This window comes from Aeromonas sobria, from assembly GCF_050266975.1.
Lineage (GTDB): Bacteria > Pseudomonadota > Gammaproteobacteria > Enterobacterales > Aeromonadaceae > Aeromonas > Aeromonas sobria_B.
Genome location: NZ_JBKISU010000009.1, coordinates 101,825 through 122,171, shown reverse-complemented (window position 1 = coordinate 122,171; position 20,347 = coordinate 101,825). Strand labels below are relative to the sequence as shown.

General features: G+C 55.6%; 19 protein-coding genes and 1 pseudogene. 16 read left to right on the top strand and 4 right to left on the bottom strand.

Annotation, left to right across the window (positions count from 1 at the left end):
- Nucleotides 1–68: 68 nt before the first annotated feature.
- The 11 genes from ACLHZ1_RS07300 (at nucleotide 69) to ACLHZ1_RS07250 (ending at nucleotide 11,615) form a co-directional block, all read left to right on the top strand.
- Nucleotides 69–611, top strand: a complete 543-nt coding sequence (locus ACLHZ1_RS07300) for a hypothetical protein (RefSeq protein ID WP_058395933.1) — start codon at nucleotides 69–71, stop codon at nucleotides 609–611.
- Between the two features lies 1 nt (nucleotide 612).
- Nucleotides 613–954 carry a hypothetical protein gene (locus tag ACLHZ1_RS07295; RefSeq protein WP_058395934.1) on the top strand — a complete coding sequence of 114 codons (342 nt, stop codon included), beginning with the start codon at nucleotides 613–615 and terminating at the stop codon, nucleotides 952–954.
- Nucleotides 955–989: 35 nt separating this feature from the next.
- Nucleotides 990–1,286 (top strand): hypothetical protein, encoded by a 297-nt coding sequence (locus ACLHZ1_RS07290; protein WP_058395935.1) that lies wholly within the window; start codon nucleotides 990–992, stop codon nucleotides 1,284–1,286.
- Nucleotides 1,287–1,401: 115 nt separating this feature from the next.
- Nucleotides 1,402–1,716 carry a hypothetical protein gene (locus ACLHZ1_RS07285; RefSeq protein ID WP_058395936.1) on the top strand — a complete coding sequence of 105 codons (315 nt, stop codon included), beginning with the start codon at nucleotides 1,402–1,404 and terminating at the stop codon, nucleotides 1,714–1,716.
- A 2-nt stretch (nucleotides 1,717–1,718) separates the two neighbouring features.
- Nucleotides 1,719–2,123, top strand: coding sequence for a type IV toxin-antitoxin system YeeU family antitoxin (locus ACLHZ1_RS07280; protein ID WP_081045706.1), 405 nt, complete (start codon nucleotides 1,719–1,721; stop codon nucleotides 2,121–2,123).
- A gap of 203 nt (nucleotides 2,124–2,326) precedes the next feature.
- Nucleotides 2,327–3,265: a restriction endonuclease gene (locus ACLHZ1_RS07275; RefSeq protein ID WP_058395937.1), complete on the top strand. Its 939-nt coding sequence runs from the start codon at nucleotides 2,327–2,329 to the stop codon at nucleotides 3,263–3,265.
- Nucleotides 3,266–3,279: 14 nt separating this feature from the next.
- The gene (locus tag ACLHZ1_RS07270; RefSeq protein ID WP_058395938.1) at nucleotides 3,280–4,914 is read left to right on the top strand and encodes a type I restriction-modification system subunit M; all 1,635 of its coding nucleotides are present in this window, start codon (nucleotides 3,280–3,282) and stop codon (nucleotides 4,912–4,914) included.
- Nucleotides 4,904–6,316 carry a restriction endonuclease subunit S gene (locus tag ACLHZ1_RS07265; protein WP_058395939.1) on the top strand — a complete coding sequence of 471 codons (1,413 nt, stop codon included), beginning with the start codon at nucleotides 4,904–4,906 and terminating at the stop codon, nucleotides 6,314–6,316. Before ACLHZ1_RS07270 ends, ACLHZ1_RS07265 begins: the two co-directional genes overlap by 11 nt.
- Nucleotides 6,317–6,414: 98 nt before the next feature.
- Nucleotides 6,415–9,717, top strand: a complete 3,303-nt coding sequence (locus ACLHZ1_RS07260; protein ID WP_058395940.1) for a type I restriction endonuclease subunit R — start codon at nucleotides 6,415–6,417, stop codon at nucleotides 9,715–9,717.
- Nucleotides 9,704–9,895 (top strand): hypothetical protein, encoded by a 192-nt coding sequence (locus tag ACLHZ1_RS07255; protein WP_058395941.1) that lies wholly within the window; start codon nucleotides 9,704–9,706, stop codon nucleotides 9,893–9,895. The genes ACLHZ1_RS07260 and ACLHZ1_RS07255 overlap by 14 nt, the downstream gene beginning before the upstream one ends.
- An 85-nt stretch (nucleotides 9,896–9,980) precedes the next feature.
- The gene (locus ACLHZ1_RS07250) at nucleotides 9,981–11,615 is read left to right on the top strand and encodes a hypothetical protein (RefSeq protein ID WP_155601930.1); all 1,635 of its coding nucleotides are present in this window, start codon (nucleotides 9,981–9,983) and stop codon (nucleotides 11,613–11,615) included.
- A gap of 144 nt (nucleotides 11,616–11,759) precedes the next feature.
- Here the strand turns inward: ACLHZ1_RS07250 and ACLHZ1_RS07245 are convergent, their stop codons facing one another.
- Entirely contained in the window at nucleotides 11,760–12,221 is a 462-nt protein-coding gene (locus ACLHZ1_RS07245) for a hypothetical protein (protein WP_058395943.1), read from the bottom strand.
- A 205-nt stretch (nucleotides 12,222–12,426) separates the two neighbouring features.
- On the opposite strand from ACLHZ1_RS07245, the pseudogene ACLHZ1_RS07240 reads away from it, so the two are divergent.
- Nucleotides 12,427–12,611: pseudogene (locus tag ACLHZ1_RS07240) on the top strand (IS3 family transposase); the annotation flags it as partial.
- Between the two features lie 331 nt (nucleotides 12,612–12,942).
- Here the strand turns inward: ACLHZ1_RS07240 and fis are convergent.
- Together fis and dusB are read right to left on the bottom strand one after the other, a co-directional pair.
- On the bottom strand, nucleotides 12,943–13,239 hold the full coding sequence (gene fis / locus ACLHZ1_RS07235) for a DNA-binding transcriptional regulator Fis (protein WP_005309538.1): 297 nt from the start codon (nucleotides 13,237–13,239) through the stop codon (nucleotides 12,943–12,945).
- Nucleotides 13,240–13,264: 25 nt separating this feature from the next.
- Complete coding sequence (dusB, locus tag ACLHZ1_RS07230) at nucleotides 13,265–14,230, bottom strand: tRNA dihydrouridine synthase DusB (protein ID WP_427261544.1); 966 nt, start codon at nucleotides 14,228–14,230, stop codon at nucleotides 13,265–13,267.
- A gap of 349 nt (nucleotides 14,231–14,579) precedes the next feature.
- Here dusB and ACLHZ1_RS07225 point away from each other — a divergent pair, with 349 nt between their 5' ends.
- The 4 genes from ACLHZ1_RS07225 (at nucleotide 14,580) to ACLHZ1_RS07210 (ending at nucleotide 19,404) form a co-directional block, all read left to right on the top strand.
- A complete protein-coding gene (locus tag ACLHZ1_RS07225; protein ID WP_427261543.1) occupies nucleotides 14,580–15,938 on the top strand; it encodes a TolC family protein in 1,359 nt (452 codons plus the stop codon).
- Between the two features lie 70 nt (nucleotides 15,939–16,008).
- Nucleotides 16,009–17,013, top strand: coding sequence for an HlyD family secretion protein (locus ACLHZ1_RS07220; RefSeq protein WP_427261542.1), 1,005 nt, complete (start codon nucleotides 16,009–16,011; stop codon nucleotides 17,011–17,013).
- Nucleotides 17,013–18,155, top strand: a complete 1,143-nt coding sequence (locus tag ACLHZ1_RS07215; RefSeq protein ID WP_427261541.1) for an ABC transporter permease — start codon at nucleotides 17,013–17,015, stop codon at nucleotides 18,153–18,155. Before ACLHZ1_RS07220 ends, ACLHZ1_RS07215 begins: the two co-directional genes overlap by 1 nt.
- 76 nt (nucleotides 18,156–18,231) lie before the next feature.
- Nucleotides 18,232–19,404, top strand: coding sequence for an ABC transporter permease (locus tag ACLHZ1_RS07210; RefSeq protein ID WP_427261540.1), 1,173 nt, complete (start codon nucleotides 18,232–18,234; stop codon nucleotides 19,402–19,404).
- A gap of 61 nt (nucleotides 19,405–19,465) precedes the next feature.
- Here ACLHZ1_RS07210 and ACLHZ1_RS07205 read toward each other — a convergent pair whose 3' ends face one another.
- On the bottom strand, nucleotides 19,466–20,320 hold the full coding sequence (locus ACLHZ1_RS07205; protein WP_427261539.1) for a DnaA ATPase domain-containing protein: 855 nt from the start codon (nucleotides 20,318–20,320) through the stop codon (nucleotides 19,466–19,468).
- Between the last annotated feature and the right edge of the window lie 27 nt (nucleotides 20,321–20,347).

The window sequence follows — 20,347 nt, the reverse complement described above, 5'->3', positions numbered from 1 at the left end:
ACAATCCTCCCCACCATCCCACACAGCCCCTCACACTGAGGGGCTGTTTGAATTTGAAGGAATCCACCATGCACGACCTGCGTGATTACAAGACCCTGACCGCTTGGCAGATAACCACAGCCATCGGTCAGCTCAACCACAACAATGCGCCGAAGATAATGACCCACCTGGCATTGCGTGCCAGACAGCCGTACCCGCTCGGTAATGGCCGTAGCCGGGCCAAGGCCCTCAAGTTGCTGCGCCGGGTCAAGAAGGCTCTGAAGGTAGGGCGTATCCCGCTTGAGCTCACCGTGACAGGTTGTCGCATCGACCGAGGTAGCCATCAGGCAGACCGCTACTACTACGACAGAACACTGCTGGCTCAGGGCTGGCAGCAATACGACACCGAGGAGGATGCCTGGTACTTCGGCATCTGGATTCACACGGAGAAGCTCGAGACCTTTACCTACGCCGAGGGGGATACCAGTCATGTGATTGCGCCGAACGTCGCGGCGTTTCGTGCCGAGCTGACGCGGCTCTACCAGTACCACCCGCAAGCCCCGGCGTTTATCAGCATCGACCCGGAAGCGGGCGTTGTGACCCACCATTTCGAAGCCAAACCGGAGGTGTGAAATGGCTAAGAACATCACCATCAAGGTGCCCGGCAAACATCCGCAAACTGGCGTGCTCACCACCTTCGAGCTCAAGGGCCAGCGCATCGATATCGACATCGGCGGGCAGACCGTGCCGTTCCTCATTCATGGGAGGGGCATCGGTACGTCGCTCACCCATATCCCGAGTGGCTATCGCATTGCACTGCTCGGTGGCTGGCTTACCGCTCGTTACGCAATACCCGAGAATAAGCCCAGCAGAACGGCCTGCGCCCAGATGGCCATAGACCGACTGGTAGCCCAGTACGGCTCGCAGCACCTGCTGGACCGGCTCAATTGCAAGTCGGTTATCAATCAGATGTAACGCCCAACACGGCCCAGACAACAAGGAACGATGCAATGACCAACCCCCTACCTGCAGCAACGAATCCACTGACAGGCCACTCAGTGATGAAGATGCTGGATGTCGCCATGAGTTCCATCATCGGCGATTACGATGACGCAGACCTGGTGCCAGAATGGCAATGGGTCAAGCGTATGGCCTCCCATGAACATGTCGGCGTGAGGGATGACTCCGCCTATGAGTACACCTTGAACCTGGCCATGGAGTTCGATGCCATCCCGCCAGCGCTGCAACCCTTGCTCACTGCCGCCCAGCAGGCTGGCGTGAACTACATCCTGTTTTACAACGGCTAGCCACCGCGACCTGGTAGCGATCAACAGCCACAACCACCCAGCCCCACTCATCCACAAACAGCATAAAGGGCCAGCCCTCACAGGCTGGCCCTTTGCATCATTGGAGTCACCGAACATGACCCGTCTTATCACGGGGCTCGAGGTGCATCGCTATGCCCCCGAGCTCAACAAACTGCATCTGCGAAACCGGCAGACCTTACCAGCCCCTGGCATCACCACCATCAAGGAAGCCAAAGCCCGCCTGTTTGGCTGCTGGCAGCCGGGGCATCAGGTGACCATCACAGTGAGCCATCCCGACTACATCAATCTCTCCCGGCTCTACCGAGGGCGACTGGCAAGCCTGACCGACCTCCCAGAGCATCTGACCAGACTACGCCAGCGTCACAACGTACCCGGCACCATCATCCACATTCACCTGAGGTATCGCTAATCATGACCACGACAACCACCCACACCAACGACCAACACCCTGTAGCGCCAGACCAGCCCACGCGGATTTTTGCGCAGTGGGGCTTGCCCCACACCGTTACACCGCGCTTTGGCGCTCGCCTCATCCAGGAGCATCATCGCCTGCACTTTTTGTCAGACCGCGCCTCACTGGTAGGCGAATGGGCAGAGGAGGCAATAGACCAGCTGGAAGCCGCCTTCCCTACCATCATCAAGGAACTGGAGGCCAAATTGCTGACAGGCGAACTGGATGCCCAGCGCCAGCAACGCATTACCGTCCAGCACTGTGGGTTTACCTGCGAAGCCGATACCCTAGGCAGCCATGGATATATCTATATCTGCATTTACCCTGCAACGAGCACGAACGCCAATCCTGGCAGCAAGACGTGACCACCAATCCGCTTGTGGTAACATTTCTCAACCTACTCGTCCGTGATAAGTGGGTCGGTCGTGGGGAAGGCCAATTCGTGGCCTTCCCTTTGTTTTTGTTATTTTGTTTTTTCTAAGCTGCGCCCAGGATCCTCGCCACCAACTGGCTCCAGCTATGTCGCTGTGGCAAGATACCCCCTGTTTTGTCTCCATTTGGTCGCCCGATGAAAGAAACCCTGCCCAGCTATGAAGCCATGATGCCGGTGGTGCTCAAGGTATTGACCGATGGGATACCCCGCCCCCTACGGGAAGTATTCGAGCGGGTTTGTCAGCATTATGCCTTCACACCGCAACAGCTTGCCGAAGCCTTGCCAAGTGGTCGGCAAACTACCTTGCGCAGCCGGGTCGGCTGGGCCAAGACCTACTTGGTGAAAGCCGGGCTCATTGCCCAGCCCAAGCGGGGCATCTGCGTGATCACGGCTCGTGGCAAAGCTGCTTTGACTTCTGGCCAGCCTATCGACAATCGCTACCTTGCCCAGTTCGGCGAGTTTGTTGCATTCACCCAGGCGCCCAGTGAAGGTGCGGGCAATGCGCTGCAAATCGTGGCGCCCCTGAGAGAGCAGCCACAACCCGATCAGGCCAGCACCCCGCAAGAGCAGATTGAGCAGGCGCTGGCCGCCATCAATCGCTCCCTTGCAGATGATCTGCTGGCCGAGATCCTTGGGCTTTCCCCTCGCTTCTTTGAACAGCTGGTAGTCGATCTGATGGTCGCCATGGGATACGGCGGCACTGCTCAAGAAGCTAGCCATACCACCCGCTACAGCAGCGATGGCGGGATCGATGGCATCATCAAGGAAGACAAGCTGGGGCTCGACTCCATCTACCTGCAAGCCAAGCGCTACACCGACAGGACGGTGGGCAGTCCAGAGGTCCAGTCCTTCGCCGGGGCACTCGACCGCTACAAAGCCCGGAAAGGGGTCTTTATCACCACGTCTGGCTTTAGCCGCGAGGCGCAAGAATATGTGGGGGAGATTGAGAAGCGCATCGTGCTGATCGACGGCGCCCGCCTGACTGCCCTGATGATTGAACACAATGTGGGTGTCTCCACTCGTCAGGTCTTCGCCATCAAGGCGCTGGACACCGATTATTTTTCAGAAGAATAAGAGAACACAGATACATGGCCGCCATTATTGAAAAGCAAGTCATCCCAAAAAAAGCACCCGCCAAGAAAGCCAGCAAAGGCTTTGAAGAGACCCTCTGGGATACCGCAAACCAGCTGCGTGGCAGCGTGGAATCTTCCGAATACAAGCACGTGGTGCTGAGCCTGGTGTTCCTGAAATTTATCAGCGACAAGTTCGAGGCCAAGCGCAAACAGCTGATCGCCAGCGGCCAGGAAGCCTTTGTCGATATGGATGTGTTCTACCAGCAAGACAACGTGTTCTTCCTGCCCGAAGCGGCCCGCTGGGGCTATATCAGTGCCCGCGCCAAGCAGGATGATATTGCCGTCATTATCGATACGGCCCTCTCGACCATCGAGAAGTGCAACGCCTCGCTGGCCAATGCCCTGCCCGATAACTACTTCTCCCGTCTGGGGCTGGACTCGACCAAGCTCGCCTCTTTGATCGACAGCATCGAGAACATCGACACCCTCGCCAATGAATGCGACCTGAACGAAGAGGATCTGGTGGGCCGGGTGTATGAGTACTTCCTCGGCAAGTTTGCCGCCAGTGAAGGCAAGGGCGGCGGTGAGTTCTATACCCCCAAAGCCGTGGTTACCCTGCTGGCCGAGATGCTGGAACCCTATCAGGGCAAGATCTATGACCCCTGCTGTGGCTCGGGCGGCATGTTCGTCCAGTCCCTCAAGTTTGTGCAAAGCCATCAGGGCAAGAGCCAGGATATCGCCATCTACGGCCAGGAGCTGACCAGCACCACCTACAAGCTGGCCAAGATGAACCTGGCGGTGCGCGGCCTCTCCGGCAATCTGGGGGAGCGTCCGGCTGACACCTTCTTTGCCGATCAGCACCCGGATCTCAAAGCCGACTTCATCATGGCCAACCCGCCGTTTAACCTGAAGGATTGGCGCAACGAGGCGGAACTGACCAACGACCCGCGCTTTGCCGGTTTCCGTACCCCGCCCACCGGCAATGCCAACTACGGCTGGATACTCCATATGCTCTCCAAGCTCTCCGAGGATGGCATTGCGGGTTTTGTACTGGCCAACGGCTCCATGAGCTCCAATAGCAGCGGTGAAGGGGAGATCCGCCAAAAGCTGATTGAAGATGACCGCATCGAATGCATGATCGCCCTGCCGGGCCAGCTGTTCTACACCACCCAGATCCCGGTTTGCCTGTGGTTTATCAGCAAAAGCAAAGCGGCCAGCCTCAAATATGGTTATCGCGATCGCCGTGGTGAGACCCTGTTTATCGATGCCCGCAACCTCGGCACCATGATCAGTCGCACCCAGAAAGAGCTGACCACTGACGATATCGCCACCATTGCCGATACCTTCCACGCCTGGCGCAGTGACGAGGGCGAACTCAAGCGCCGGATTGAAGCCAAAGAGATCTCTGTCGAGCAGTACCAAGATCAGGCCGGTTTCTGCAAGGCGGCTAGCTTAGATGAGATGAAGGCCAACGACTATGTGCTAACTCCGGGCCGCTATGTGGGGGCCGCCGAACTTGAAGATGATGGCATCGCCTTTGAGACCAAGATGCAGGAGTTAACCCAGACCCTCTATCGCCAGTTGGATGAAGCTACTGCGCTGGACCAAGCGATCCGCTCCAATATGGAGGCACTGGGTTATGGGAAATAACTGGACACAAGCCAAACTCGGTGACTATGTCGAATCTTGCCTAGGGAAAATGCTAGACAAGAATAAGAATACTGGCGAATACCATCCTTACCTAGGTAATAGTAATGTAAGGTGGGGAGCGTTCGAGCTTGATGATCTTTCGGAAATGAAGTTCGAAGCACATGAGCATGATCGTTATGGAATTATAAAAGGCGACCTAATTATTTGTGAGGGTGGTGAACCCGGACGATGTGCGATTTGGGAGGATGACATCCCAAATATGAAGATACAAAAAGCGTTACATCGTGTAAGGCCACTGTCAGGGTTAGATAGTGAGTACTTATACTACTGGTTCCTTTTCTCCACTCGAGCTGGCCATATTGATCCCTTTTTTACTGGCACAACAATTAAACACCTTACAGGCAAGGCACTAAAGGAAATTCCAATTAAAATCCCACCATTGAAGTATCAGCAAGATGGTGCGAAATTACTGAGAGGATTAGATAAAAAAATCATCCTCAACCAGAAAACCAACCAGACCTTGGATCAGATGGCACAAGCGCTATTTAAATCGTGGTTTGTGGACTTCGATCCTGTGGTCGATAACGCACTGGATGCGGGTTTCTTTGAGCAGGACTTAGCCCTACCTGACGAACTGCTACGCCGCGCCGAGGCTCGTAGAGCGGTACGTGAACGTGGTGACTTCAAGCCATTGCCGGACGCTACCCGCCAGCTGCTCCCTGCCGCCTTTGAGGATGGCGCCGAGCCTTCTCTTGGCCTCGGCGGCTGGGTACCGCAGGGGTGGAAAATAACGATGCTTGACGAGATAACTTGTGAGTTACGCCGTGGCGTATCTCCCAAATATGTTGAAGAGGGCGGAGTTCAAGTTATAAACCAGAAATGTATTCGCAATCATGAAGTATCTTACGAGCCTGCTCGTCGTCATAACCACGAAGCAAAGAAGATTGATGGCAGAGAGCTCTGCATTGGGGATGTATTAGTAAACTCAACAGGTGTTGGCACTTTGGGACGTATAGCTCAAGTAAATAATTTACCTGAAACAACCGTTGTAGACTCTCATGTTACAGTTGTGAGAGTGAAAGATGATGTATACCCAATTTACACTTTTGGACAATTAATGCTTTCTATGGAAGGTAAAATCGAACGATTGGGTGAAGGCAGTACGGGGCAAACTGAACTAAGCCGTAAAATCCTATCAGAACAACTTGTTATTTTGCCGCCGTTCGATATTGCTGCGCAAGTAGAAAAAACATTTAAATCATTTTCTGAAAAGCAAGTTTCAAACCGTAAGCAATGCGCTACGTTAACCAATCTTCGTGACACCCTTTTACCCAAGCTAATCTCCGGCGAACTGCGCCTTGATCAAATTGAGGCGGATCTAGCCAAGGAAGGGATGGCCTAAACCGGTGGGTGACGTAGCCATTGCTGCGCCGCCCTTTCGCCATCGCCTATACGCCCTGCTAACGAACCCATTTTGAGCAAATAGAAGAAGCCATTGCCATGAGCCATATTTTCACGGAAGCAAAGCTGGAACAGGCCATTATCACCCTGCTGGGCCATCACCTTAACTCAGCTGGCCAGCCCTGTTACCCTCACTATGTCGGCAGCGATGTGCCGCGCAAAGATAAGAGTGAGGTGCTAATTGCTGATGACCTGCGCAAGTACCTTGCTCGCCAGTATCAGGCCGATGGTATTACTGAGGGTGAGATTGCGACCATTCTGCACCAGTTGCAGACCCTGCCCGCCAGCGACCTGTACCAGAGCAATAAAACCTTCTGCTACTGGCTCAGCAATGGCTTTTTGCTCAAGCGCGAAGACCGGGATCAGAAAGACCTCTATATCGAGTTGATGAACACCCACGCCTTGCCTAGTCAGCTGGCCACTATGTTCGTGGGGCAAGAGGAGGTAACTGCCGAGGCCGACCACAATCTCTACCGCGTGGTGAATCAGCTGGAGATTGAGGGGCAAACCCGGGATGGCGGGCTACAGACCCGCATCCCCGATGCCATCCTCTACGTCAATGGCCTGCCGCTGGTGGTGTTCGAGTTCAAATCGGCGGTACGCGGTGAAGAGGCCACCACCTATGATGCCTGGCGTCAGCTCTGTGTTCGCTACCGGCGCGATATCCCCAAGCTGTTCGTCTATAACGCTCTGTGTATCGTCAGTGACGGGGTGAACAACAAGATAGGTAACCTGTTTGCCCCCTATGAGTTCTACTATGCCTGGCGCAAGGTAACCGGTAACGAGTCTACCGAGCAGGAGGGTATCAACGGCCTCTATACCCTTATCCAGGGGCTGTTTCACCCGGTGCGGCTGCTCGATGTGGTGAAGAACTTCGTCTTCTTCCCTGACACATCCAAGAGTGAAACCAAGATCTGCTGCCGTTATCCGCAGTATTACGCGGCCCGCAAGCTCTACTACAACATCAAAAAAGAGCGCAAGCTGATAGCCGCCAATGGTGAAAACATCGGGGGTAGCGGTAAGGGGGGCACTTACTTTGGCGCTACCGGCTGCGGCAAGAGCTACACCATGCAGTTTTTGGCGCGGCTGTTGATGAAGAGCATCGACTTTGCCAGTCCGACCATCATCCTTATTACCGACCGCACCGATCTCGATGAACAGCTATCCAAGCAGTTCTGCAGCGCCACCGCCTTTATCGGTGATGCGGTGATTGAGCCGGTCACCAGCCGCCAGGATCTGCGTGACAAGCTGGCTGGGCGAGCCAGTGGCGGGGTATTCCTCACCACCATTCACAAGTTCACCGAAGATATCCAAAAGCTCTCCGATCGCAGCAATATCATCTGTATCTCTGATGAGGCCCACCGTAGCCAGATCAACCTTGATTTGAAGCTCACCTTCGACCAAGAGAAGGGCACAATCAAGAAGACCTATGGCTTCGCCAAGTACCTGCACGACTCGCTGCCCAATGCCACCTATGTGGGATTTACCGGCACCCCTATCGACGCCACCCTGGATGTGTTCGGCCCAACCATCGACAGCTACACCATGACCGAGTCGGTCAACGACCAGATCACGGTACGCATCGTCTATGAAGGCCGCGCCGCCAAGGTGGTGCTCGATAACAGCAAGCTGGAAGAGATCGAGCAGTACTACCAGGAGTGCGAAGCGCTGGGTGCCAGCGAGCACCAGATTGAAGAGAGCAAGAAAACCACGGCCAGCATGAACTCTATCCTGGGCGACCCGGATCGCATCGAGGCACTGGCAAAGGATTTTGCCAAGCATTACGCGCAACGGGTGGCGGAAGGCTCGACCGTTAAAGGCAAGGCGATGTTTGTCTGTGCCAGCCGGGAGATTGCCTATGCCTTCTATCAGAGCCTTAAAGCTAAACGCCCCGAGTGGTTCGAGCACAAACTGGCCAGCGATGGCGTCCCCCTCTCAGAGCAAGAGGCCAAAGAGCTGATACGCCTGCCCCAGGTCAATATGGTGATGACCCGTGGCCAGGATGATGAGCAGGACATGTATGACTTGCTCGGCACCAAGGAGTATCGCAGGGAGCTGGACAAGCAGTTCAAGAGCCCCAAATCCAACTTCAAAATCGCCATCGTGGTGGATATGTGGCTGACCGGCTTTGATGTACCGGAGCTTGATACCATCTACATCGACAAGCCGCTGCAAAAGCACAACCTGATCCAGACCATCTCCCGGGTCAACCGCCGCTTTGAGGGCAAAGAGAAGGGGCTGGTGGTCGATTACATCGGGATCAAAAGCCGGATGAACATGGCGCTGGCCATGTACTCGAAGGCAGACAAGTCCAACTTTGAAGATATTCAGCAGTCGCTGATCGAGGTGCGCAATCATCTGCATCTACTTGGCCAGGTGTTCCATACCTTCGATAGTTGTGATTATTTCTCTGGCACGCCGACCCTGCAGCTCGACTGCCTCAACCGCGCCGCCGAGTTTGCCCTGCAGACCAAGAAGATTGAGCTGCGTTTCATGGGCTTGGTGAAACGACTCAAGGCCGCCTATGACGTGTGCGTGGGCAGTGAGGAGATTGCCCAGGAGGAGCGCGAGCAGATCCACTTCTATCTGGCGGTGCGATCCATCGTCTACAAGCTCACCAAGGGTGATGCGCCTGATACCGCACAGATGAACCAGAAGGTGCGGGAGATGATTGCTGAGGCCCTCAAAGCGGAAGGGGTGGAGGAGATATTCACCCTGGGTGAGGACAAGGCAGAGACCATCGATATCTTTGACGACGAGTACATGGCCCGCATCGGCAAGATAAAGCTGCCCAACACCCGGATGCAACTGCTGCAAAAGATGCTGGCCAAGGCCATCAGCGATTTTCAAAAGGTGAACCAGCTGCAGGGGATCAACTTCTCCAAACGCTTCCAGGCATTGGTGGAACAGTACAACCAGCGTAAAGAGAACGACGTGCTCAACGGTGAAGAGTTCGATGCCTTCACCCAGCAGATGGCCGACATGATCTACGACATCAAATCCGAGATGATGTCGTTCGCCGATATCGGTATCGACATGGAGGAGAAGGCGTTTCTCGATATCCTCGAGCACATGTGCGTGAAGTACCAGTTCACCTATGACGAAGAGAAGATGCTGGAACTGGCCAAAGAGATGAAGGTGACGGTCGATAACAACGCCCAGTACCCTGACTGGAGCAACCGCGACGATATCAAGGCCAAGCTGAAGGTAGACCTGATCCTGCTGCTACACCGCTACGGCTTCCCACCAGTGGCCAACGATGAGGTCTACAAGAGCGTGCTGGAGCAGGCGGAGAACTTCAAAAAATACCACCAACCGGGGACTGCTAATGCAACTGTTTAAAATCTTGAGTGATGAAGAGTTCGATGAGCTGTCCAACGGTAAGTCACTGACTCATCACGACAGCTATGGCAATATTAATGTTGTTCACCAGTTCGTGATCCCAGATGGGCAGGTAGCATTGCTAGAACTATTCATCGGTGGCGTTGGCTGGTTATCCAGCGCTCGACCTTTCCAGTAATCTCAGAAAATGTGGATTTTGGATAATGAACACCTAATTTTTTCAAAAAATAAAATTTTAAATACAATTTATTGTGAGATTAACTATGAAATTTAATTTAGTATTACTCATCAGTGTATCACTATTATTGGGGTGCACTGATGGTGGTGATGAAAACCATCTGCCAACAGTCAGCGACAATGATAACAGTACGTGTGGAGAATTACTTGAGCTAGCATCTCAATATGAGACACTAAAAATAAAAGGATTTAACGAACAACTTGAAATATATCGAGATGGTGATAAACAATTATCTGAATACTACATCGATTCAAGCTCTAAATTTAAAAAAATCAGTGACATCATTAACTCAGCACTGAGAATGCACGATGCAAAATACACAGGGGATACTGCCATTGAAAAATATTATAGAAACTATTTAAGAAAATCCTACACTACATATATAACAAAGAGTACATTAGCATCGTGTGTTGTAAATCCAGAAAAAGATCTTAACTTAATCCTTACTGAACAATTAAATGGATTATATGCTAAATTATTGAAGATCCCTAGAGCAATCACTTGTAAAAATTATGGTGAAAATCTCTTCAGTTATGATGCTATAGTCGGGGAAAAAGATACTCTATTATTAAACATGTCTAGTGACAGAAACTTCAACAAGGCTCAATTAATAAAAGACATCAACACTAGTTGCGCACAAAAACCTGATGAAATTGCTAGCGTTGTTATAAATTACGTTACATTTGCCACTGCAAAAAAATTAACAGAACAATCAGAAAAAGAACGACGAGAGGCTCAACTGGAGCAATCCAAAAGAGAGTATAATACCCGTATGCTAGAGCTTAGTCATAGCACTGCAAATATAGAGGGAGTAGACTGCCATCGTTTTATTCAGCAGTTTGACTGGGCAACTAAACCGACTCAGGACTGGGATAACAAACCGTTGGATAATGCAAAGGAGATTGAGGTATATCAGTCTGGATTATCAGAAACTGTAAAAACAATTTCTAGTCACCTCACTTTGAGCGAACACAAAAAACTGGCATTTGACAATCTAATTGTCAATGATATAAATACAGTCGCGCAGTCTGTGTACGATGCCTGTACTTATGAAAATAAAAGACATCAAGATTTGGAAACCATTCCATTTGAACTTGTTGAAAGCTATATAATTAAGTTAAAGGAAATTGCATCAGCAAAAAACAACATCTACCAAGAGATAGAAAATGAATATTCAAAAGAAATATCTTCTTGCGAGCCTGAAGCGACTTGTAAAAAAAATATAAAGCTTGCACAGCTTAGCTTTATTTTATCAGCTATAAACAAATGTGAACAAGGTAAAGTAGAAGAAAGTCCATCCGTATGCACCCAGCACCCAAGTGAATACTCGTGTACAAAACTAGTTTGCCTTGATAACAAACAGGAATATTTGGACTATTATATAGTGCCCGCAAAACTGTTCCATGAACAAGCAGTCCTAGATGAGCTAATTGAAAGGCTCAACTCCAATGAAATTAAAATGAGTATCGAAACAACAGTTGAGCAATGTGCGAAAGAAGCTACAATGAAAAAATTAATGGATGCTGATTACCAAAATTACATCACCGAAACCTGTCAGCCCAGAGCCAATTCCCAAATCATAGCCCCATTAGAGAAAGATATTGCAGCAAAAAAATCCATTATTTCTGAGTTGGAAATGAAAATATCGAAATCAATATAGATTTGTGTTTTTAAAACGATATTTAAAACATTAGGGCACCTTCATGGTGCCCTTTTTTGTTTCTATGTCTGAACACAAGGAGTTTACTTCATGCCTCGATTCACCCCAGGCGATCATTTGGTGACCGCTTGGCTAGTGGTGAGATCAATTGCGATATTCACACTCACTCAAGTCGCCCAGAACTGTTTTGGTGCTTTGGGGTGTAGGTACAAAGCTTGCCACTTTTTTCTGATTAGCATAAACATCAAATTGTGTAGCACTTTGAATGGCTTCACGGAATGAATACCAAGCATTGTCACCATTACGCCAGCCCAGAGAGTCGGGAATCCAGTAAGCGTTGCCGTTTATCAGCAGTTCAAGGGTGTTACTATCGCTGGGAGACAAATCCTGGCCGTTGGCCAACGTAAATTTAACGCCGGTTAACTCGCCGTTTTCGCTGTAGCCAATATCACAGTTAATGGTAAAAACATCGCCCTGTTCGTTTTTTATACTGCTTTCTGATACGCCTTGTCCGAACTCGGAGTTCCAGATGTTGGGAATGGCCTGAGCCGATACTGTGGCCAGCAAAGTGGTAGAAAAAATAAGGGTTTTGAAGTAGACGTTCATATTCTATTCCTTGTTATTGAATGGCATCGAGTATTCCACTTTTTGTGGTATAACCGCGAACCATTTAGCATGCTGTGATCCACCTTCATTTTTACAAGTACATTTTGACTTCCTCCATGACCTTGAAAGGGGTGTTTCCCAGACCGTCCATCAAGTCACAATGTCCTGCTGGTTCATTCCCATCGTGTCCTTCATGCCCACAAGCATCCGCTTCGTGACACCGATTGAGCACCACCGTGGCATGGATCAGCAGGCCGGTATGCGCTGTATCAGCAGGCCCGTGCCAGCCACCCAGGACGCTGGTCAGGAAAGACACGCAACTGGGAGCCCGTTGGAGCGGTCATGCTCAATCCGGATCGGGAACAATCGCAGCAGAAAGAAGTGGCATAAGAACACGGTCGACACGATAACTACCTTGAAAAACGCCGCAAGCCTGCTCGAGGGTCAAGGATGGCACTACCGACGTCGATTGCTGCGAGCATGCCACATGGGTGGGATCATGCAACAGGCAAATGAGGAGCAAGAGACGATCGTCTCTTTTTCCCGTCAAGCCACTCTCGATGAACGGTTACCTAAAGGCATGGCTCAATATCGCTCTATCGGAGCCATCTACAATGATGTCTAGTTGGGTAGGTGTGGGTTCAAGTGTGGGTTTAAAACTAAAAAAGCACTTCCATTAAAATGAAAGTGCTTTTATTTTCAATAACTTAGCTGTTATGGCTTAGTTCATGCCGTAGCGTTTGAGTTTCTTGCGCAGGGTGCCACGGTTGATGCCCATCATCACGGCGGCGCGAGTCTGGTTACCACGGGTGTACTGCATGATCACGTCCAGCATGGGAGCTTCGACTTCGGAGAGGACCATATCATACAGATCAATCACTTCCTGACCGTTCAACTGGGCCAGGTAGTTACGCAGGGCCTGTTGCACAGAGTCACGCAGGGGGCGCTGGGTGGGCTCGGCGGCGTGATTGTGAGTAGTTGTTACCAATGCATCAGAAGTCAGGGTTTGTTCGAACATATTCGGTCGGCTCTTTAGTTATGCGTTAACCTAATCCATCGAAATACGCTTCGAGTGCCTCGAGCTGTGCGTCTGCACAATCCAGGGCATTGAAGTGCTTACGGAATTCTCGGCCCGTCTCTTCTTCATCCAGATACCAGCCCACGTGTTTACGGGCAATGCGCGCTCCCAGAAAGGCACCGTAAAACTGATGCAGATTGGTTACATGCTCGTTCATCAGGGTGCGAACCTCATCCCTGTCGGGAGGCGGCAGCTTGGTTCCTGTCTCAAGAAAATGACGGATTTCCCGGTAAATCCAGGGTCGTCCTTGCGCTGCACGGCCGATCATCACGGCGTCGACACCGGTATAGTCGAGGACATACCGGGCCTTCTCCGGGCTGTCTATGTCGCCATTGGCGACAACAGGAATCGATACGGCCTGCTTAATCGCCCTGATAGTGTCGTACTCGGCTTCGCCCTTGTAGAGGCAGGCGCGGGTACGACCATGCACGGCAAGGGCCGCGATACCGCAATCTTCGGCGATTCGGGCGATCTCCTCGCCATTGCGGTTATCCGGATCCCATCCTGTGCGGATCTTCAAGGTGACAGGCACTTCCACTGCATCGACCACGGCCCGGCAGATGGTTCTGACCAGGTCGGGCTGGCGCAGCAGGGCGGAACCTGCCAGCTTCTTATTCACTTTTTTTGCCGGACATCCCATGTTGATGTCGACGATCTGAGCGCCCTGCTCCACGTTGTAGCGGGCAGCAAACGCCATCATCTCGGGGTCGGCTCCGGCAATCTGGACCGATCGCAGTCCGGTTTCGGCAGAGTGGCCCATCCTCATCCTGGTTTTCTGGGTATCCCAGACATCCGGGTTGGCCAGCAGCATCTCGGAAACGGCCATTCCGGCTCCCAATCGCAAGCAAAGCTCACGAAATGGTCGGTCTGTCACACCGGCCATGGGGGCCACGATCAAGGGAGTTTCAAGCGTGTGGGGACCTATCTGCATTCCACGGTTACCATCGGCTTAGGGCGGCGTATATTACGCATTTTTTAGTCAGGATAAAAGGTTAGTATTTGAGCGTCAGGCATTTTTTTCTGAAAAAAACGGCCTGCGAACCCTTGCAAATTCAGGAGTGCTTGAAAACCGGGCAAATTGTGATGGGGGCTGCCGTCCGGCCCGAGCTAGGGATACAATCGGATTACCCCTGCCAATCATCACGGGCTTTGCGTTATGATAGGCGCCCTGAATTGAGTAAAAGCTCAAAACCTTTTTGTGACAAACCGCATCACCAACAGATTGGGGAAGTATGAGAGCAAGGTTAATCTGTCCGTTGGCGCCATGCCTGCTATGGCTCATGTTGGCACCGGCCCAGGCACAGCCACTGAGCTTTAGTCAGGCCTGGAGCCGGGTGTTACAACAAGACGAGGGGCTGGCGGCAGAGCAGGCCGGCGTCGATCGCGCCAAGCAGTTGCGCGAGGCGGCCAAGGCCATGTACCTGCCCAAGGTCGATCTCGGCGCCAGCTACACCCATCTGGACAAGCCGGTCGAGCTGGACATGCTGGATCTCAACCCCATCGCCAACCACCCTGAATTTGGCAAGATCCTGGGCCCCGTCATGCAGGCGCTGCAGCTCGGCGCCAATGACTTCGTGACGCCCCTCACCAAGCAGAACGTGGTCACCAGCTCGGTCAAGATGCTGTGGCCGCTCTTCGTGGGGGGGCGCATCGATGCGGCCCAGGATATTCGGCAGGCCCAGGTGAGCGAGGCGCAAGAGCAGCTGGTGCTTAAACAGCAGGCCAGCTTCGAGAGCCTCTCCCAGACCTATTTCGGCGTGGTGCTGGCGGCCCAGGTGGTGCAGACCAAGCAGGAGATAGAGCAGGGACTGGCCCATCACCTGGATCACGCCAAAAAACTGGAGGGGCAGGGCCAGATAGCCCGGGTAGAGCGGCTCTCGGCCCAGTCCGCCTATGACAGGGCGCGCATCGATACCCAGAAGTATCGTCGCAGCCTGGAGATCGCCGAGCTGGCGCTCTCCCGCATGCTCAAGCTCAAGGGGGCAGAGCCCGACAACCGGCTGTTTATCAATGAACAGATACCGGCCCTCGATGGGTTCGTGCAGGAGACTCTGGCGGTGCACCCCGGTCTCAAGCTGCTGGCCGCCAAGAAGGAGCAGGCCCAGGGCCTGATCAAGCTGGAGAAGGGGAAGTATGCTCCCGAACTGTTCCTGTTTGGCAATTACAACCTCTACGAAGATGATTCGCTGGCCTCGAAAACCACACCGGACTGGCTGGTTGGTGTCGGTGTCAGCCTGCCCCTGGTGAGCCGGGATGGCCGCTCCGAGACGGTGCAGGCCGCCAAGAGCGCCGAGTTGCAGGTCAATCTGCTGCAAGCCAAGACCCGGGAAGACCTGGAGCTGCTGGTCGAGAAGACCTGGCGCGAGGCGGCGCAAGGGCTGGAGGAGTATCAAGCCCTGGACTCGACCCAGCAGCTGGCCGAGGAGAATGTCTTGCTGCGGGACAAGGCGTTTGCCCAGGGGCTCTCCACTTCCCTGGACGTGGTGGATGCGCGCAACCAGCTGGCCGGGGTCAAGACCCAGCGCGCCGCGGCCGCCTATCAATATGTGGTCTCCCTGGCGCGCCTGTTGGCACTCTCCGGCCAGATGAACAGCTTCAATCAGTATCAGTTTGGCCGGGTGACCGAGGTGCGCTCATGACCCACTCCTCCCGTGGGTTGGCCACTCATTCCCGTTTTGGCCGCACAGGCCCAGCATTCGAGGTATCAGCATGAGTCACTCCCCCATACGCCAGAAGATGCGCCAAGGCCGGCCGCTGCTGCTTCCCCTGCTCCTGGTGTTGTTGGTCGCCTGGCTGGGTTGGCGTTTCTGGCTCGCCTATCAGCCCGAACCGGTGCGACTGCAGGGACAGATAGAGGCGCAGCAGTATTCGGTCTCCTCCAAGGTACCTGGCCGCATCGACGAGGTGCTGGTGAAAAAGGGCGATGTGCTGGCCAGGGATGAGCTGGTATTTACCCTGGCTAGCCCAGAGATTGAAGCCAAGCTGAGCCAGGCCAAGGCCGGTGAGGCGGCCGCCGGTGCCCTGGCCGAGGAGGCCGAGAACGGCGCCCGTGCCCAGCAGATCGCCGCCGCCAAGGATCAGTGGCAACAAGCCAAGGTCGCCGCCGCGCTGCGGGGCACCACCTATCAGCGGGTCGCCAACCTGCACAGGGACGGTGTCATGGCGCTGCAAAAACGTGATGAGGCCTGGACTGCCTGGCAGGCGGCCAAGTACAGCGAAGGCATGGCCTGGCAGCAATATCAGCTGGCGCTGGAAGGGGCGCGGGAGGAGACCAAGGTTGCCGCCCGGGAGAAGGCCAAGATGGCGGCGGGCTCGGTGGCCGAGGTGGAGGCCTATCTGGCCGATACCCGCATCACCAGCCCCCATGATGGCGAGGTGGCCCAGGTGCTGCTGCGCAGCGGCGAGCTGGCGCCCCAGGGCTTCCCCGTGGTGACCCTGCTCGACATGGAGGATGCCTGGGCCCAGTTCCATGTGCGCGAAGATCTGCTGCCCCGTTTTGCGTTGGGTACCGAATTCGATGCCCGCATCCCGGGACTGGGGGCGCAGACGGTCCGCTTCAAGGTGACCCACGTGGCCGTGATGGGGGATTTCGCCACCTGGCGCGCCACCGATACCCGCCAGGGGTTCGACATGAAGAGCTTCCAGGTGGAGGCGCGCCCCTTGCAACCGGTTGAAGGATTGCGGGTCGGCATGAGTGTCCTGGTCGAACTCTGATGAGAGAGGAGCTCAGCCAGCTGTGGCGTGATCCCTTCGGCCGGGCCCTGGTCAGCTGGCTGCCCCTGCTGCTGATGGGCATCCTCTGTTGGATCTTTTCGGCCGGCCTGGCCCGGGATCTCAACATTGGCCTGGTGGATCTGGACAAGAGCCAGCTATCGCGCCGGCTCGCCTATTCGCTGGATGCCTCGGCCGGGCTCCGGCTTGGCTCCGAATTTGATTCGGTCAACGAGGGGAGTCGCGCCCTGCGCGGCGGTGACATCTATGCCCTGGTGGTGATCCCCCATCATCTGGAGCGGGATGCCCGCGAGGGCACCCAGCCCCAGGTCACCGTGTTCAACAACGGCCAGTTCATCCTGATCGCCAAGCTGGTCAACTCGGCCCTGGCCCAGGTGGTCGGCACCCTCAATGGCCAGGTCGGCGTGCTGCAGGCCCTGGCCGAGGGACAGGCACTGCCGGGGGCCCTCGGTCAGGCGCTGCCCATCAACAACCAGATCACGGCGCTCTACAACATCAACTCCAGCTATGCCCAGTTTCTGCTCAGCGCCCTGCTGCCCGGGGTCTGGCAGATCCTGGTGGTGCTCTATGGCCTGGGCGCCCTGGCGCGGGCAGACCGTCTGGGTCAAGCCTGGGCCGCACAGGGAGTCTGGCGGGGGCTGTGGCGCAAGCTGGTGCCCCACCTCTTCATCGGCTGGGGCTGGGGGCTGGGCTGGAGCCTGATGCTGTTCGTGGTGCTGGGTTACCCCATGCAGGGCAGCTGGCTGGTCCTCATTCTGGGGCTGGGGCTGACCACGCTCGCCTGCCTGGCCATAGGTGCCGGGCTCTATGCCCTGTTGCGGGATGGGGCGCGCGCCATCTCCATCGCGGGGGCCCTGACCGCCCCCGGCTTTGCCTTCATGGGGGTCACCTTCCCGGCCAGCGCCATGGGCAGTTTTGCCCAGGGGTGGCGCAGCCTGCTGCCGGTCTCCCACTACATAGAGGTGCAGATAGGGCAGGCCAACTACGGCCAGCCCCTGGCCATGGCATGGGGGCAGCTCGCCCCCCTGTTGCTGTTCCTGCCGCTGTTCTGGTGGGTGGCCCATCGCTATCGGCACGAGGCGACGGTCGGGGCCGGACGCGAACAGGAGCCGGGGCCATGCTGACCGTGTCTATCGATGTCAACGCCGGAGCCGCGCCCTTTCGTGGGGGAGAGGCTGCGGCTGCCCGGGAGGCGACTTCATGATGGGATTTTGGGATCTGGTGCGCCTCGAGCTGCGCTCCTTGCTGACGGACAGGGCCATCATGCTGACCCTGTTTGGCGGCGTGCTTTTCTACTCCTTCCTCTACCCGCAGCCCTATTTGCAGCAGTTGCCGCGGGAAGAGCCCGTGGTGGTGGTCAACGATGACGGCAGCCAGCTCTCCCGCCAGCTGGAGTTCATGGCCGATGCCACCCCCCAGGTGCGTCTGGTGGCCAGGGTGAGCAGCCTGGATGAGGCGCGCCAGTGGCTCATCGATGGCCGGGCCAGCGGCCTTTTGCATATTCCTCGCCACTTCTACCGGGATCTGCGCCAGGGGCGGAGCGTGACCCTGAGCTATGGCGGCGATGCCTCCTACTTCCTGGTCTACGGCACCATCGCCGAGGGCCTGGCCCAGGCGAGCGGCACCCTGGCTGCCCAGGTGAAGGTGGCGCGGCTGCTGGTCGAGGGGGAGACCCTGCCCCAGGCCGCCAGCGGCTGGAGCGCGGTGGGGCTCAGTGTGGTGCCGGTATTCAACCCGACCACGGGCTATGTGCACTATGTGGTGCCCGCCGTGTTCGTGCTGATCCTCCATCAGGTGTTGCTGATGGGGGCCGGCATGCAGGGGGCGACCCAGAACCAGCTCGGCGAACGGGGGGAGCGGGGCTACTGGCAGATGGCGCCCGTGCCGGCGCTGCTGCTGGCGCGCACCCTGGTGCTGGGGGGCCTGTTCCTGCTGCCGGTCAGCTATTTCTTCGGTTTCTGTTTCGATCATTACCAGATAGCCCGCACCGCCTCGCCGGGAGCGCTCTGGCTGTTCATCCTGCCCTTCGTGCTCGCCACCACCCAGCTGGGCATACTGCTGGGGGCCTTGCTGCGCAGGCGGGATCTGCCGAGCCAGATAGTGTTGCTCTCCTCCCTGCCGCTGGTGTTTCTGGCGGGGTTCATCTGGCCCGTCGAGCTAATCCCGGCCCCCCTCAACTGGCTGGCCCAGTGGCTGCCAAGCACCCCGGCCATCGGCGGTTTCCTGCGGCTCAACCAGATGGGGGCCGACTTTGCCCAGGTGGCGCCACTCTGGTGGCAGCTATGGGGGCTGGCGGCCCTTTACGGTACCCTGGCCTGGTTCTGGCTGGGACGGCGGCAGCGCCAGCTCAGGGCGCCGCCAGCGGGGCCCTGAGCCACGCAGATGCAACAAGGCGCCTGCGGGCGCCTTGTTGCATCTGGTGTGGGCTACCCCGTCAGCCGTTGTAGTGGCCTATGTTGGGGCGACGGCTCGGGCCGCTCAGCTGGATATCCACCGGGTTGAACGCCTTGATCGCCTCGAAGCTGAAGTCGCCGATGGCCTGATGCAGGCTCTGGGGGCTGTGATTGGTGATGATGATGACGCTTTTCGACAGGTTGCGACGCCGGCGCAGCAGGTGGCCGAGGAAGCTGGACTGGCTCTCCGCCATCTTGGCGCGGTTGGCGGCGACCTCGTCGAGGATCAGCAGATCCACCTCTTCCAGGGCGCGGCGATACTGGTTGCGCTCCTCCTGATCCTGGATGACGTTGAAGAACAGCCTGTCCACCACCGAGGCCCACTGCTGGAAGATCACCGACTTCTGGTGCTGTTCGATCAGCTCATGGGCCACGGCGCCGGCCAGTGTCGACTTGCCGGTGCCATAGTCCCCATAGATCAGCATGCAGCCACCACCGCTCTTCTCCCAGTGCTCGAAGCCGCTGATGAAGTAGCGGGCCGTCTCCATCGGGTATTGCAGGCTGGGATCGCTGGCATCCATGCGTTCGAATACCCAGTCCGGGTTGAGGTCGGCCTGGGCGATCAGCTTCTGGATCCGCTCCTGACGTGCCGCCTTCTGCAGCTGGCGCACCTCGGCATTGGCCTTGGCGTCGTACTCCTTGCGCAGGGTCTCGTAGTCGTACTGACCGCCGCCGGTTTCGGCCTGCAGTTTGCGGATCCGCTCGAGCAGGCCACCCACGTGACGGCTCAGCTCGGGATCATGGATGCGGTGATCCTGTTTCGACTTGGCGATGCGCTGGCGTTTGGCCTCGATCTCGGCCAGCTCCTGGCGCAGGGGATCCTGTTTGTCTGTCATCTCGTTATGCTCCTGGTGCGGCCGGGG